Origin of the sequence: Sorangium sp. So ce296, assembly GCF_051529605.1 — a bacterium.
Lineage (GTDB): Bacteria > Myxococcota_A > Polyangia > Polyangiales > Polyangiaceae > Sorangium > Sorangium cellulosum_D.
The window spans coordinates 2,108,519-2,122,015 of the sequence record NZ_CP150325.1 but is presented as its reverse complement, the minus strand read 5'-3'; the positions used below and the strand labels follow the sequence as shown (position 1 = coordinate 2,122,015).

Below are 13,497 nucleotides of genomic sequence, written 5' to 3'. Positions count from 1 at the left end.
ATGAGGAGCGCCAGCGCATCGCCCTTGGTCTTGATCGTTCTGGGGATCGTCGCTGCGTGTGCAGCAGAGACCCCGTCTCCCGACTCTCCCTCCGCCGCCGGCGAGCCGCCCCCGGCCCGGGGCTGCACCCAGATCGGGTGCGTCAACGGCTTTACCCTCCGGCTCGCGTCCGAAGCGCCCTGGCCTGCCGGTGCGTATCGCTTCGTGATCACCGCCGACGGCGAGACAACCACCTGCGAAGGAAAGCTGCCGCTGCCGGACTGCGCGGCGGGCCGGGCGCTCACGTGCAGCGGCCCGAGCCTGCTCATCGGCGAGTCCGGCTGCGCGTTGCCGCCGAGCGCGCACGGGTTCTCCGAGATCCAGATGAGCTCCGCGCCCGGGCAGGTCACCGTCGAGATCTCGCGCGACGGCACGTCCCTCGCCGAGGCAGACTTCTCCCCATCGTACGTCGAGTCGCGCCCCAACGGCCCTGGCTGCGAGCCCGTCTGTCGCTCGGCCAGCGCCACGCTGAACGTGAAGTAGCGCCCCGCGCCGGCCGGGCGCGGCGCGATCCAGCGGGCAATGCATCGATGAGGGGTTGAGGCGCGGGCCCCTTCAGATCGATGCTCATTCGATTCTTCCACCTCGCACGAACGGCGCGTCACGGCATGTTGGCGAACCAGCGGTCGAGGATGGTTTGCGCCCGCCCGAGCTCCGAGAGCTCCGTCACCTCGTTTTGAGCGTGCATCGTCCGCTCCATGCCCGGTCCGAAATTCGCCGCCGGGATCTGGAGCGCCGCGAAGCTCGCCACCTCGGTCCACGTTTGCCGGGCCTCGACGCCCTGAACGCCGCTCTGTTCGAGGGCGGCGATGAGCGCGTGGCTCCGGTTCGGCGGCGCCGGCTCGGAGAGCTCCTCGAACCGGACAGCCCCTACTCGGTCCACGAGCGCGATCAGCCGGTCTTGCGAGGCGTGGGAGTCCGTGCTCGGACCGAACGTGTGGTGCACATTCACTTCCAGTTGATCCGGCACGACGCTGCCGGATCGGCCTCCGTGCGCCGAGGTGGCGTTCATCATTTCGTACCACGTGAGGCCGTCCACGACGTCGGGTACTGGCTCGAACGCGGCCAGGCGGGAGAGCACGCGCGCGAGCTTGTGAATCGCGTTCACGCCGGCCCCGGGCAACCCGCTGTGCCCCGTGCGGCCCGCGAACGCCAGCGTCGCGTGCGTGGAGCCGCCCGCGCCGAGCTGAAGCTTGTTGTCCGTCGGCTTGAGCACCAGGGCGAAGTCGGCGCTCCGGAGCTCGGCGTCCTTCGCCATCACCAGCCTGAGCTCGCTCCCGTCGAAGCCGCGCCCTCCGCCAGCGTGAAAAACGAGGGTGATATCGGCGCGCACCGGCGGCCTGCGCCCGGCCAGATCGAGCATCAGGCTGATGCCGCTCTTCTCGGCGGCTCCAGCGCCAAGCACGCGGCCGTTCTCCGTCCGCGCCTCCCCGCGATTCCCCGCGTTCGCCACGTCGAGCTGCCCGACGAGGAGAACCTTGGGGCCTCCCGACGCGCGCGTGAGCGGTGCCACCAAAGAGTTGCCGTAACGGCGCAGCGGTGAGGCCAAGGAGAGCGATTCGAGACGTTGACCCAGCTCGTCGGCCAGCGAGCGTTCCTCACCCGTCGGCGAGGGGATCTTGCATAGCCACAGCAAATTCTCGAGGAGCTCCACGTCGACCTCCGATCCGAAGCAACGATGCGGGCTGGCGCCTCGGCGGAGGCGCAACGTGCGCGCCAGCGACCGAGCCGCTCAGCATCGACCCGCTGGCGAGAGACCGTGCAGCACACGTCGCGCGCACGCAAGGGTCGCGTGCGGGCGCCGCGCAGCGCGCTGGCTCATCGCACATGGCGGCGCGCGGCTCGCTCAGTCATTCGGCAGCGGGGCGGGGAGCAACAAGATCGCCGTGAAGCCCGGCCCCAGTGGGGTCATCCAGCGCCGCGCCCGCCCGTGACCGAAGGACTGTACCTTGCCCACCGCCGCGAGGGCGTCGAGGGCCCGCTGCACCGTGCGCTGGCTCGCGCCGAGGGCGAGCGCCAGGGCCGAGCTCGACCAGGACTCGCCGTCGGCGAGGAAGGCGAGCACCGCCGCATGCTGCTCCTCGACGGGCCGCGCCAGCACGACGACCTCGCGGGCGAGGCGGGGCGCCAGCGCGAAGCCCCGCCGCGTCGCGCTCACGCTGGCCAGAGCCCGCAGCGTCGCGCGAAGCCGCCCGATCTCGACCCGGAGCCGCGCACGATGCGAGTCGTCGGCGCGCTTCGCCGCAAAGGCCGTCGCCACCAGCGTGTCCCTCGGCACATCTCCGGGCCATGCCTCCGCCAGCGCGCGCGCGAGCGCGAACAGGACCGGGCGTCGCGCGAGCGAGACCGCCGCGCGCGCGTCGCGCACGACGTGGCGACAGGCATCCACGACCAGCGCCTCCGACGCCAGCAGCGCCTCCACCTCCTCGAGCAGCAGGGGGCGCACCTCGCCGCGCGCGATCAGGCGTGCTGCCGGTGTGGTCAGGGTGAGGGCCGCGCCCTCGACCTCCGCCGTCAGCGCGGGGACACCCGCCTGGCGCGCGGCGCGCGCGGCCCGGGCGAGCGCAGCGCGCGCCGGCTTCGTCCGGAGGCGCCGCATCGCGATGCCGGCGACGACCAGCTCGTGGGCGGCCTTGAGCGCGGGCGGCAGGGGCGCCGGGTCGAGCTCGGCGAGCCTGTCCTCGGCCTCGTCGAGGCGTCCGATCAGCAGCAGGCGCCGGATCTCGAGGACCCGCGCATGCGCGGCGTTCACCCGGTCGCCGTGCGCTTCGAGCGTCATCCGCGCCGCGTCGAGCAGCTTCGCGGGCCAGTCCAGGTCGCGCGACGCGAGCGCGATCTCGGCCTCGGCGACCGCGCATCGCGCGCGGGCCACGGCCTCCTTCGCGCCGAAGGCGCGCGCCGCCCTTCGCAGGAGAGACTTCGCGCGCGCGAAATCGCCGAGCTGCGCCATCGCGATGCCGCGCAGCGCGAGCGCAGGCGCGTCGTCGCGCAAGGCGACCCGGCTCAGCGCGCCGAGCGGATCACCCGCCGCGAGCGCGCGCGCCGCGGCCGTGATCAGTGAGTCCATCCGAATCCCGCCACACTTGTAACTCCCGCCCGCTCGGCGCCCGATCCTAAACTACCTCACGACCGATTCAAGGAGTGAAGACGATGACGGCACACATGATCGGGACACGCGAAGACTGGCTGGCGGCGCGGCGCGAGCTGCTGGAGGCGGAGAAGGAGCTGACGCGGCGCAGCGATGAGCTGGCGCAGCGACGCCAGGCGCTGCCATGGGTCCGAGTCGAAAAGAACTACCGCTTCGAGACGGACGAGGGGGCGGTCTCGCTGGCGGACCTCTTCCGAGGGCGCTCGCAGCTCCTCGTCTACCACTTCATGTTTGGACCCGATTACGCGGCGGGCTGCCCTTCCTGCTCGATGATCGCGGACGGGTTCAACGGGTTCTCGGTTCACCTGGCCAACCACGACGTGATGCTCTGGGCGGTCTCGCGGGCGCCGCTCGCGAAGCTGCAGTCGTACAAGCGGCGAATGGGCTGGACCTTCCCCTGGGCGTCGTCGTCTGCGAGCGACTTCAACGCCGACTTCAATGTCTGGTTCACCGAGGAGCAGCAGCGCAAGGGGGGCGTCGACTACAACTACCGGCGCGAGACTGCGTTTGTGTGGCGCCCGGGCCAGGAGGGCGGCGGCGAGGGGGCGGAGTCCAAGATCGCGGCCATGTGCGGGACCGACACGGCCACGTTCCACCGCGATCGGCCGGGCATGAGCGCCTTCGTGCTGGAGGACGGCGCCGTCTACCATACGTACTCCACGTATGCGCGCGGCCTGGACGGGCTGTGGGGCGCGTACCAGTGGCTCGACCGCGCTCCCAAGGGGCGCAACGAGACGGGCGTCTGGTGGCGTCGTCATGACGAGTACGATGCGCCGGCGAAGAGCGTCGGCGCGCCGTGCTGCGGGTGAACCGGGCGTCGCTGTCGACGGTGCGACGGGAGGGCGAGAGGCCTCGAGGCCGGCGCGCTCTCCCCTCCGCGACGAGCTGAATGGACGGCGAGGAGCCTTATTCGCGCACGCGGTTCTGGCGATCGTGGACGCTCACTCCGAAGCATCGCGCGAGCGTCCGGTAAAGCTGCGAGACAGAAGGAGCCCATCGACCTCGGCGCGCTGCTCGAGCGGTCGAGCGCCACGTCTGATGAGCTCGCCGCGCGCGGGGTCCCGCGGTCTGATGGACTTGACGCCGTCGGAGGCGTTTGCTCGTCTGGCCGGACGGACGTCCAGGAATGAAGCCAACCTCTCGCACGCACTTCGCTCCCGCCGAGAGCACCGTGGCCGCCGGCGGAGGCCGCCGCCCCGCCATCGCCGATGTCTTCCCCGGCGCCAGCGAGCTGAGCGCGCTTTGCCGGGAGAAGGACTGGGGCGCGACGCCGCTCGGCCCTGTCGAGCGCTGGCCGCAGAGCCTGAAGACCGCGGTGAGCATCGTCCTCAGCTCGAGCTTCCCGATGATCGTGCTCTGGGGGCCGGAGCTCGTGCAAATCTATAATGACGCGTACCGGCTGCTCATGGGCGCCAAGCACCCGGCGGGGCTCGGACAGGCGAACCGGGAGTGCTGGCCCGAGGTCTGGCACATCAACGAGGGCATCTACCCGCGCGTCTTCCAGGGTGAGACGATCTCCTTCAAGGAGACGATGTACCCGCTCGCCCCGCATGGCCGAGTCGAGGAGCATTACCTCACGCTCTGCTACAACCCCGTCCGCGACGAGTCGGGCGCGGTGGGCGGCGTCTTCGTGACGGTCTTCGACGTCACCCAGGAGGTGCGGACGCGCATCGAGCGCGACCGCGCGCTGGCGGAGGCCAAGGCGGAGCGGGAGCGCCTCTATGAGGTGTTCATGCAGGTCCCGGCGATCATCGCCGTGCTCGAGGGGCCGGAGCACACGTTCACCGTGGCCAACCCGCGCTACCTCGAGCTCGTGGGCCGGCGCGACCTGGTCGGCAAGCCGCTGCGGGAGGCGCTGCCCGAGGTCGTCGGCCAAGGGTTCCCGGAGCTCGTCGACTCGGTGCGGCGCAGCGGCAAGCCGTTCGTGGCCCACGAAGCGCTCGTGAAGCTCGATCGCCGCGGCGACGGCGTGCTGGACGAGGTCTACCTCGACTTCGTGTACCAGCCGCTGAAGGACGCGGGCGGGAGCGTCTTCGGCATCATGGCCCACGCGGTGGAGACCACGGAGCAGGTGCTCGCCCGCAAGCGCGTCGAGGAGCTCGCGGCGGAGCGGGCCGCCATGCTGGGGCAGATCGCAGACGCGGTGGTGACCTTCGACAGCGAGGGTCGGGTCAACTTCCTCAACGACATGGCGCGCGCCCTCTATCCCGAGCTCCGCGCCGGGGCGACGCTCGCCGAGCAGCAGGAGCGGCTCCCGCTGGAGCGGCTGGACGGCACGCCGTACCCGGCCGAGCAGCTCCCCCCGGCGCGGGCGCGGCGGGGCGAGCGGGTGATCGACGAGACGTGGGTCGTGCGCAGCCCCGGCGCGGCGCCGCGCCGCATGCAGGGCAGCGCGGTGCCGGTCTACGGCGATCAGGGGCGGCACATCGGCGTGGTGCTCACCGCGCGCGACGTCACCGAGCAGCACCGGCTCCAGCAGCAGCTCGAGCACGAGCGCAACCGGCTGAACGACGTGTTCCTGCAGGCGCCGGCGGCGATCATGGTGACGCGCGGGCCGACGCACGTCATCGAGGCCGCCAACCCTCTTTACGCGCACGTGACCGGGGAGCGCCCGCTGCTCGGCAGGACGGTGCGGGAGGCCTTCCCGGATCTCGTCGACCAGGGCTTCCCCGCGCTGTACGACCAGGTGCTCGCCACGCGCGAGCCGTACGTCGGCAACGAGGCGCTCGTGCGGGTCGAGCGCTTCGGGCGCACGGAGGAGGCGTACTTCAACTTCGTCTATCAGCCGCTGATCGGGGAGGACGGCAGCGCGTTCGGCGTGATGACCCACGCGATCGAGGTCACGGACATGGTGCGCGCGCGTCAGCAGGCGGAGCAGCGGGCCGTGGAGCTCACGCGCCTCACGCAAGCGCTGGAGCAGTCGAACCGCGAGCTCGACCGCTTCGCGTACGTCACGTCGCACGACCTGAAGGCGCCGCTCCGCGGCATCGCGAGCCTGGCGCAGTGGCTCCAGGAGGACGTGGGCGAGCTCCTCTCGCCCGGCTCGCAGGAGCACATCAAGTTGCTGCTCGGGCGCGTCCACCGCATGGAGGCGCTGATTGACGGGATCCTGGCCTACTCCCGCGCGGGGCGGGTGCGCGACGCGGCCGCGCCGGTGGACACGGCGACGATGGTCAGGGAAGTGCTGGATCTCCTCGCGCCGCCGGAGCACGTCCAGATCGCGGTGCAGCCGGGGCTGCCCACGCTGATGGCCGAGCGGGTGCCGCTCCAGCAGGTGTTCATGAACCTGCTCGGCAACGCCATCAAGTTCTCGGCGCTGGCGCGCCCCGATCCCCTCGTCCGGCTCGGCTTCCGGCCGGCGGGCGACGCGTTCGAGTTCTTCGTCACCGACAACGGCCCTGGTATCGCGCCCGAGTACCACGAGCGCATCTGGGGCATCTTTCAGACGCTGGAGGCCCGCGACAAGGTCGAGGGGGCCGGCATCGGCCTCTCGGTGGTCAAGAAGATCATCGAGACGCGGGGCGGCCGGGTGTGGGTCGAGTCCACGCCCGGCCAGGGCGCCACGTTCCGGTTCACCTGGCCCGCATAGCGCGGAGGAGCCCCAGGACAGCATGTGGGGCACCGGACGCGTGCCGCGGGGCGGCGCGGCTATTGCAGCGTCATGGTGTAGGAACCATTGGCGCGGAGGCCGATCATCTGGATGACCCGGACGACGTACTCGCCAGGTTGCTCGAAGAGCCGCGATACGTCGTTGTCACCTTCCAGAAGATACTCCTCGAGGGGGAGCTCGTCGGCCGGCGCATCGCGCCGGCTCACCTCGACGCGGCCAGTGTCCGTATCCCGCAGCACGATGTGGACGTTGGCCGATGCGCCAGCGCTCACCAGGAACCAATCCTCGTCTTCTCCCTTGGCCAGCTCCCACGTGCCCTCGCCGGCCTCGCCGGCCTCCAGCGTGGTCGCCGTCTCCAGGGACGCCCCGTGATCGTCCGCGTAGAGGGAGATGTAACGATCGAGCTCTTCGGGTCTCGGGAGCAGCGGCGACGTGACCAGCTGTTCGCCCAGCGACGCACGGAGGTAGTATGTGCCCGTCTGGCTCGGCTTGAGCGAGACGGCCCGCTCCGAGGCCGATGCCACGAGGTTCTGCTGGGCGTCGAAGAGCTCGAGAGGCACGCGGCCACCGAGGGAGTAAAGCGTGTTCGCCTGCAGATCGACGGCGAACATGTCCGCGTCGCCGGGCGGCTCGATGCGCGCGCTCCATTCGCCGGGATCGACCCCGCTGGCCGAATCCGGGCCATCGCCGTGGTCGTCTTCCACGTGGCACAGGGGCCGCGACGGGTCGTCCGTGTGCCCCTCGCACGCGCGGAAATCCCGGAGGAGACCCAAGTAAAGCGAGAGCCAGCGGGAGAAGACCTCATGGTTCTCCTCGTTCATCGTCGACTGATCGACGGCGCCTTGCATCTGGTCGGCTCGAGCCAGCATCCTGTCGATCTGTTCGAACAGCGTGGGGCTCTGGTTGCGCCGCAGCCACTCAGCGAACGCGTCTCGGTTCTGTTCGAGCGTGCGCCCCTCGTTGGCCACGTAATCTGGCCGGGACACGCCGACCAGGTCGAAGTCGTAGGGAGCGCGAACGATCGCCTTGCGATCGACGTCGGCCATGGCGACCAGGTTCTTCCCATCGATCCCGTCGTACTGAATCACGAAATCGTTCAGCAGGTTCAGCAGCACTACACCCTGCTGGTCCACCTTGAACTGCGAGGTGTCGACCCCGGACAGGTCTTCCAATTCCTCCATGCCGCAGCGCTCGGCCATCTCGTCCTCGGGCTCGCGCACGAACGCGAGGTGCGTCTCCTCCTTGCCGGTCGGCGCGTCGTGGTAGGTGAGCCGTACGAGCCGAGTCTTGAGCGAGGGCACCTGCAGCTGATCGAGCACTTGATAAATAGTGTCCTCCATCAGCAGGCGCTGTTCGTAGGTCTCGAGAGAGTCCGCCTTGAGCGTGGGAGACAAGCCTTCCCTGTCTCCGCAATGCGTGACGAATTTCACCGACTTGCCGAGGTGCGCGAAGATGTTGTCTTTCTGCTTCTCCTCGAATTTGAGCGAGAACGGGCGAAAGCCGCAATTGAAGCGCGAGACTCCCCGGGCGATGATGTTCGCGGTGATCGGCGCCGCGCCGCTCTGGTCGCTCAGCTCGATCACGGCCTGCGAGCCCGATTCCTCTTTTGTTGGCGCGCTGTTCAGCTTCGTAAAATCGGCAGAGATCCGCATGTTCAACACGTCGCGGCTCTTGAACATGGGCGACTTCGAAGCGTCGCAGGTGAACATCTGCGAGCCCGGCGGCGTGTCGGGGGGCATCTCATCGCCAGGGTCGGCGGGCGTCTCATCGCCAGGGTCGGCGGGCGTCTCATCGCCATCGGGATCCAAGATGGCTTCCTTCGGGTTGTTGGGCGGCTCACTGGAGCATGCCCCGCTCAACGCGAGTCCAGGCAAGAGCAGGGCCGCAAGGGTGATCAAGCGCGCTTGGTTCATAGGACATACATCCATTGCGAATGGTTGGTGCCGCGAGAGGAAGCATTGGCGCCGCGGATGGAATATTCAAACCATGGTAAACGGCAATGCTTTTCTCATGTGCAACTGCATCGTTGATGCCGCCAGGGGGCGCGAGCCTTCAGCCGATTTGCCGTGGCGTCCTCGGCTCGCTCGCCTGGACACCTGGAGGGGTGTCGTCGCGGAGATTTCGATCCAGCGAAACGCGATATTTGCTATCGCATGAAAGAGTTTGGACGCGTTCTGCTGCTTGCTCGTCCATCGCCGCTTCCGCTGCACGAGCGATCCGTGACGCGTCCACGCGCGGCCTCGTCGTGCTTCAGCGCGCGATCAGCTCCCCGTCGGAGGTCCACCCCACCATCGCGTCGGGCGCCGTGGAGCCCGGCTCCGGGAACCACAGCGTGATGCGACCGCTCGTGGGCTCGCGCTCCGCTTCGGGGAACCCGAGATCGGGATCGCCCGGGTAGCTCCGCTGCTCGCCGTCCGCCAGCGTGACCGTCATCTGCCGGATGAGCGCGCTCTCCAGCTCGAACGCCACGCGGCGGCCATCGGCCAGGGTGACGCCGCTGCGACCGATCGATGTCGGCGCGTTCGCCAGCCACGCTTCGCGCATCGCGAGGCGCGGATCGCCGATGCGCTGGGCGTGCTCGCCGCAGGCCGGCGGAGCATCGCCGAGGCGCGCGCACACCGCGCGGAAGAACGCGCTCGCCGCATCATACTCGCGCACGAAGCGATAGCGCGTGGCCAGGATCTCGTCGTCGAAGATCGGAACGTTGGCGAGCGGCTCCGCATCGATCTGATTCAGCGCGATCTGCACCGCGGCGATCCCATCGACGATGGCAGCTCGGAGCGCGTCAGCCGGCACCTCTTCCCGCAAGGTCCAGATCAGCTGCCGGAGCGACTGGCCTGTCTCGTGATCGGCGCGACCGAAGCCCCAGAACGCGTCGGAGACGGACCGCTCGTAACCGTCCATCCTCCGGCGGCAGTCGACGGGCGTGCCCCCTTCGTCCAGCACCTTGCCATGGCAGGGATCACCGTCGAACACGTGCGCGAGGATGTCGGCGAAGGCCTCATTCGCGGCGGTGCTGAGGCGCTCGCCGAGCGGACCGGAGGCGAGCCAAAGGCCGTAGTGCAGCGCATGGCCCAGCTCGTGATTCACGACGTCCCTCTCCAGGTAAGGGTGTGCGCGCGTGGGCTGCGTGGAGTGTCCGAGCAGGATGTAGGAGCAGTTCCTGCGCAGCGGCAGCTCGAAGCGTCTGCTTCGCGATGGCGAAGACCTCGCTCGTGGCCTGCTCGACGGAGCCCGGCGCGGCGCCCGCGGCCGGCGAGGGCGCGGACTTAGCGAACGGAAGCGCCTGCTTCGCGAGAGCGAAGACCTCGCTCGTGGCCTGCTCGACGGAGCCCGGCGCGGCGCCCGCGGCCGGCGGTAATGCCGGATCCTGGGTCGGCGGAGCGCCGCGCTCGCTCTCGCGCGGCGCTCTGCCAGCGAAGGGGAGCGCCGGCGCGATCGGGCCCGGGAACGCCAGCGCCGTCTGCTCGTCGAGCCCCCTCCGGACCACCGGCGTACGCGGCGGAGGGGGGGCGACACGGCCGGCGCGCTCACCGGCTGCAGGAAGGGCAGGATGGGCTCTGAGATGTTGGACAGCGCTTGCGTCGTCTCGCTCAGCGCGACGCTCGCCGTTCTCTGCTTTGTTTGCCCCTTGGCGGCGCGGCGCGGCTTCCGCGTCGGCGCCTTCAGCGTCGGCGGCTCCGGCCGGACCTCGGGCGCCGGACCGGGCGCAGCGGCGAGGAGCGCGGTCGCCTCGTTGCGCACCTCCTCGTCGGCCGCGATGCGCTCGTGCCAGAAGCCGAGCAGGCGGAAGACGTCGCCCTCGCCCAGCCCGCGTGCCTCGAGGAAGCCGAGCGGGTCCTCCGCGGCCGTGAAGGCGCGGAAGAAATCGAGCCAGGCGCGGAGCTCTGTGTCGAGCGGCGGCAGCTTGCGGTCGACGTGCGCCTGAGCGGCCAGGCGATGCTGGTCGCACGCCTCGACCAGCGCCCCGTCCTCCATCGCGCTCTCAGCGAGCCGCGCGGACCACGTCGCCTCCACCTGCGGCCACGCTGCGACCGGGATCGCGGCGTGCTCCAGGCTCTGTTCCAGCGGAACGCCCTCGGCGACGTACGCAAGGACCGCCGCGTACGCCGAGAGCGCCACACCCGCGATCTCGGGATCTGCGGGCGGCGTCGGGTCGGCCGTCCTCTCAGCCATCGCCGCGCACCACCACCTCGCGCAGCACCCGCCGGCCCCGGCCGATGGGGAAGACCGCGCGCGCCACGAGCTCCACCCGCCGCGCCTCAGGCTGGAGCAGCACGGTATCGATGGGCGGCCGCGCGACCACGCGCTCGCCGGTGTCGTAGCGCGCGCTCACTGCCAGCGGGAGCGCCGGGAGCGCGAACACGAGCCGATCGAGCGACATGCCGTGTACGCCCACCGGATCCGCCGGGCGCGAGGTGCTCCTCGAACTGCAGCGAGGGGTGGGCGACGTTGCCGAAGCGGACGTCGTGATCGTCGGGCGGGAGCGGCATCCGGGTCGCCTTCCAACGCGCGTCGAAGGTGCCGGCGTACTCGAGGCGCGGGGACCAGTGCGTCATGATTGCGCCGAAGCCCATCGGGGGATGGCGATCCGAAGGTGAGCCGTGGGGCCGGTCCGGGTGCTCGATCTGCGGGGCCGGCTGGTCCACGAGCTCCGCGGCGCTCTTGGCTGCGCCGACGCCCGCAGGGTTGCGTAGCTCGACTACCGAGAGGTCCTCGGACATGCCGCCGTAGGCCCGCTCGTAGACGATCGGCGTCCGGAGGAAGGGCTGGGCAGGCCCGATCCTGACGCCGAAGACGCCCCGGGAGAAGACACGCGGGCCGTGGACGCGCAGCGGCGTCAAACGCCGCCTGACCTTCACGACGACGTCGAGCACCGGCACCTTCGCCGGGGCTATCGCGTCGCCGGTCACCACCACGTCCGTGCCGAGCTTGGCGACGCCGAGGTCGGACGGGAAGCGGAGGCTGCTCCGGGGGCTCCCGGGATCCCAGGGCTCGTCGGCGATGCGGACCGGGGCCGGATCGTCGGCGAGCGTCGGTCGGCCGCTCCGGTCGACGATGAAGGTGCCCTTGATGATGGCGACGAGGACGTCGTTCCCATCCCGATCGATCAGGGGTACGGGCTGGACTGCGAAGGGGGACTCGTTCGCGACGCTCATGGAGATGTCCGCGGAAAGCACCGGCATCGTACACGGCGTCGGTTCGCTGATCTGTTCCGCAGCGTCGGTCGTGGCGTCGGCGAGGGTCGACGGCTGGATATGCGTTCAGCGTTCTGGGGCTCGACCCTGACCTTGCAGGCGCCGTACTCGTCGGCAGCGCCATTGTGCGGCTCGGCCGCAACGAGGACGCGCGCCTGCTGGCCTGCACCGGGATCCCGCTGTGCCGGCGCGTCCTGTGGGGCTTCATGAACCGCGAGGGGCCCCGCATAGCGAGGCGGCGCGCCTGCAGGTGCAGGACGTCGACATGGATCGCGGCGCGCTGCGCCTCGAGAAGAACAAGAAGAACAAGACGAACGATCCCCGCGCGTGGGCGCTCTCGCCCGGCATCGCTCCAGCGCTGCGCGCCTGGCTCGCGCTCCGCGGGAACCCGGCTCCCTCTGCGCCGCTGTTCGTTATTACCGCGCCCTCCCAAAAGTGGAGTTCGCCCCGATCTCGATCCCTGTTCGTGATGGCTATCTCCTGAGTGGTCCGTGCTCCTCCATCATGGAGTCGGTACCGACCGGGGAGAGGAAGCCGGGGTGGATGCAGCGGCTCCGTCGTCGGTCGGCGCTCGCCGTCGTGGATTCCGTGTCCTCACCAGAAATTCTCACAGAATCTTGGACCCAAAGCTACATCGCTTCCGTTGTCATGCGTTCCGGCTCCTTGCCCTAAATTACCAGTGCACGTTGCTCCACGTCAGCACCGCCGCTGACGTAAGGCCGGGCCGACGGAGCGGAGCATCGGCGCGAGGCCGGCCACAAAATAGGTGACGAGGGGATGCGTGTTGTGGCGACCCGTCCTCCCCTCGTCGTGCTCCGAGCACCATGCAGGAGCGGAGCTCATGCAGGATCGTTCAAGCCGACGTGGATATCAAGCGCTGGATGACGGTGCTGCCAACGATTGAGCACCTGCGGCCGGCGCGCTGTCCCTGCTGCGACGCGGCCGGCCGACCCGTCGACGGCCCGCTGGTGATGCGTGGCCACGGCCTGCGCGAGCGTCAGGTGTACGGCCCGCTCGAGGCGGGCGGCGCTCCGCAGCAGGTCACGGTGCAGGCTCGGCGCTACCGCTGCAGCGCCTGCCGCGCGGTCGTGCTCGTGGTGCCTCGCGGGCTGCTGCCCCGGCGGCGCTACTCCGCGGCGGCGATCGGCTGGGTGCTCGCGCGCATCGGACTCGACGGCGCGACCACGCCCGTCGTCCGCGCCGAGGTCTGCTGCTCCACGATCCTGGGCGTCGCGGCGGCCGAGCGGTGGCTCGCGCCGTCGAGATGGATCGAGGCCAGTCGCCGCGGGCAGCTGTTCCTCCGGCTCGGGCGCCATGGCGCCGAGAGCACCCGCGCGCAGGTCGCCGAGCGGACGGCGATGCAGCTCGTCGCGCTGTCGCCGCGAGGCCGCGCCGGCGACCGTGCCGCTCACCTGGCGTTCCGCGGCGCCGCGCTCGCCGCGTGATGCCCATCCGCAGGCAAACGCGCGCTCCGGCGACTCCACCACACAGGATCGGGCACG

9 protein-coding genes and 1 pseudogene are annotated in these 13,497 nt (G+C 70.2%); 5 read left to right on the top strand and 5 right to left on the bottom strand.

From position 1 onward, the window contains the following. The first annotated feature begins 24 nt into the window (after positions 1-24). The gene (locus tag WME98_RS08145; protein WP_437950762.1) at positions 25-522 is read left to right on the top strand and encodes a hypothetical protein; all 498 of its coding nucleotides are present in this window, start codon (positions 25-27) and stop codon (positions 520-522) included. 118 nt (positions 523-640) lie between these two features. On the opposite strand, the gene WME98_RS08140 is transcribed toward WME98_RS08145, so the two are convergent. Next, the gene (locus WME98_RS08140; RefSeq protein ID WP_437950761.1) at positions 641-1,552 is read right to left on the bottom strand and encodes a M20/M25/M40 family metallo-hydrolase; all 912 of its coding nucleotides are present in this window, start codon (positions 1,550-1,552) and stop codon (positions 641-643) included. A gap of 333 nt (positions 1,553-1,885) precedes the next feature. Then, positions 1,886-3,106: a helix-turn-helix domain-containing protein gene (locus WME98_RS08135; protein WP_437950760.1), complete on the bottom strand. Its 1,221-nt coding sequence runs from the start codon at positions 3,104-3,106 to the stop codon at positions 1,886-1,888. Positions 3,107-3,189: 83 nt separating this feature from the next. Here WME98_RS08135 and WME98_RS08130 point away from each other — a divergent pair, with 83 nt between their 5' ends. Both WME98_RS08130 and WME98_RS08125 read left to right on the top strand, forming a co-directional pair. Continuing rightward, positions 3,190-3,996 (top strand): DUF899 domain-containing protein, encoded by an 807-nt coding sequence (locus WME98_RS08130; protein WP_437950759.1) that lies wholly within the window; start codon positions 3,190-3,192, stop codon positions 3,994-3,996. A gap of 317 nt (positions 3,997-4,313) precedes the next feature. Then, a complete protein-coding gene (locus tag WME98_RS08125; protein WP_437950758.1) occupies positions 4,314-6,776 on the top strand; it encodes a PAS domain-containing protein in 2,463 nt (820 codons plus the stop codon). Positions 6,777-6,835: 59 nt separating this feature from the next. On the opposite strand, the gene WME98_RS08120 is transcribed toward WME98_RS08125, so the two are convergent. From WME98_RS08120 to WME98_RS08110, 3 genes and pseudogenes are all read right to left on the bottom strand, one after another. After that, complete coding sequence (locus tag WME98_RS08120; protein WP_437950757.1) at positions 6,836-8,710, bottom strand: hypothetical protein; 1,875 nt, start codon at positions 8,708-8,710, stop codon at positions 6,836-6,838. A 337-nt stretch (positions 8,711-9,047) separates the two neighbouring features. Further along, positions 9,048-10,973 (bottom strand): hypothetical protein, encoded by a 1,926-nt coding sequence (locus WME98_RS08115; RefSeq protein WP_437950756.1) that lies wholly within the window; start codon positions 10,971-10,973, stop codon positions 9,048-9,050. Positions 10,974-11,091: 118 nt separating this feature from the next. Continuing rightward, positions 11,092-11,956: pseudogene (locus WME98_RS08110) on the bottom strand (DUF2169 family type VI secretion system accessory protein); the annotation flags it as partial. A gap of 289 nt (positions 11,957-12,245) precedes the next feature. Here WME98_RS08110 and WME98_RS08105 point away from each other — a divergent pair. Then, entirely contained in the window at positions 12,246-12,479 is a 234-nt protein-coding gene (locus WME98_RS08105) for a hypothetical protein (protein ID WP_437950755.1), read from the top strand. 379 nt (positions 12,480-12,858) lie between these two features. Then, entirely contained in the window at positions 12,859-13,440 is a 582-nt protein-coding gene (locus WME98_RS08100; RefSeq protein ID WP_437945562.1) for a DUF6431 domain-containing protein, read from the top strand. Positions 13,441-13,497: the final 57 nt, after the last annotated feature.

What these genes read in the sequence shown, in the direction of transcription:
- WME98_RS08130 (WP_437950759.1), top strand. Translation starts at nt 3,190, where the DNA reads ATGACGGCACACATGATCGGGACACGCGAAGACTGGCTGGCGGCGCGG.
- WME98_RS08115 (WP_437950756.1), bottom strand. Translation starts at nt 10,973, where the DNA reads ATGGCTGAGAGGACGGCCGACCCGACGCCGCCCGCAGATCCCGAGATC.
- WME98_RS08120 (WP_437950757.1), bottom strand. Translation starts at nt 8,710, where the DNA reads ATGAACCAAGCGCGCTTGATCACCCTTGCGGCCCTGCTCTTGCCTGGA.
- WME98_RS08125 (WP_437950758.1), top strand. Translation starts at nt 4,314, where the DNA reads ATGAAGCCAACCTCTCGCACGCACTTCGCTCCCGCCGAGAGCACCGTG.
- WME98_RS08135 (WP_437950760.1), bottom strand. Translation starts at nt 3,106, where the DNA reads ATGGACTCACTGATCACGGCCGCGGCGCGCGCGCTCGCGGCGGGTGAT.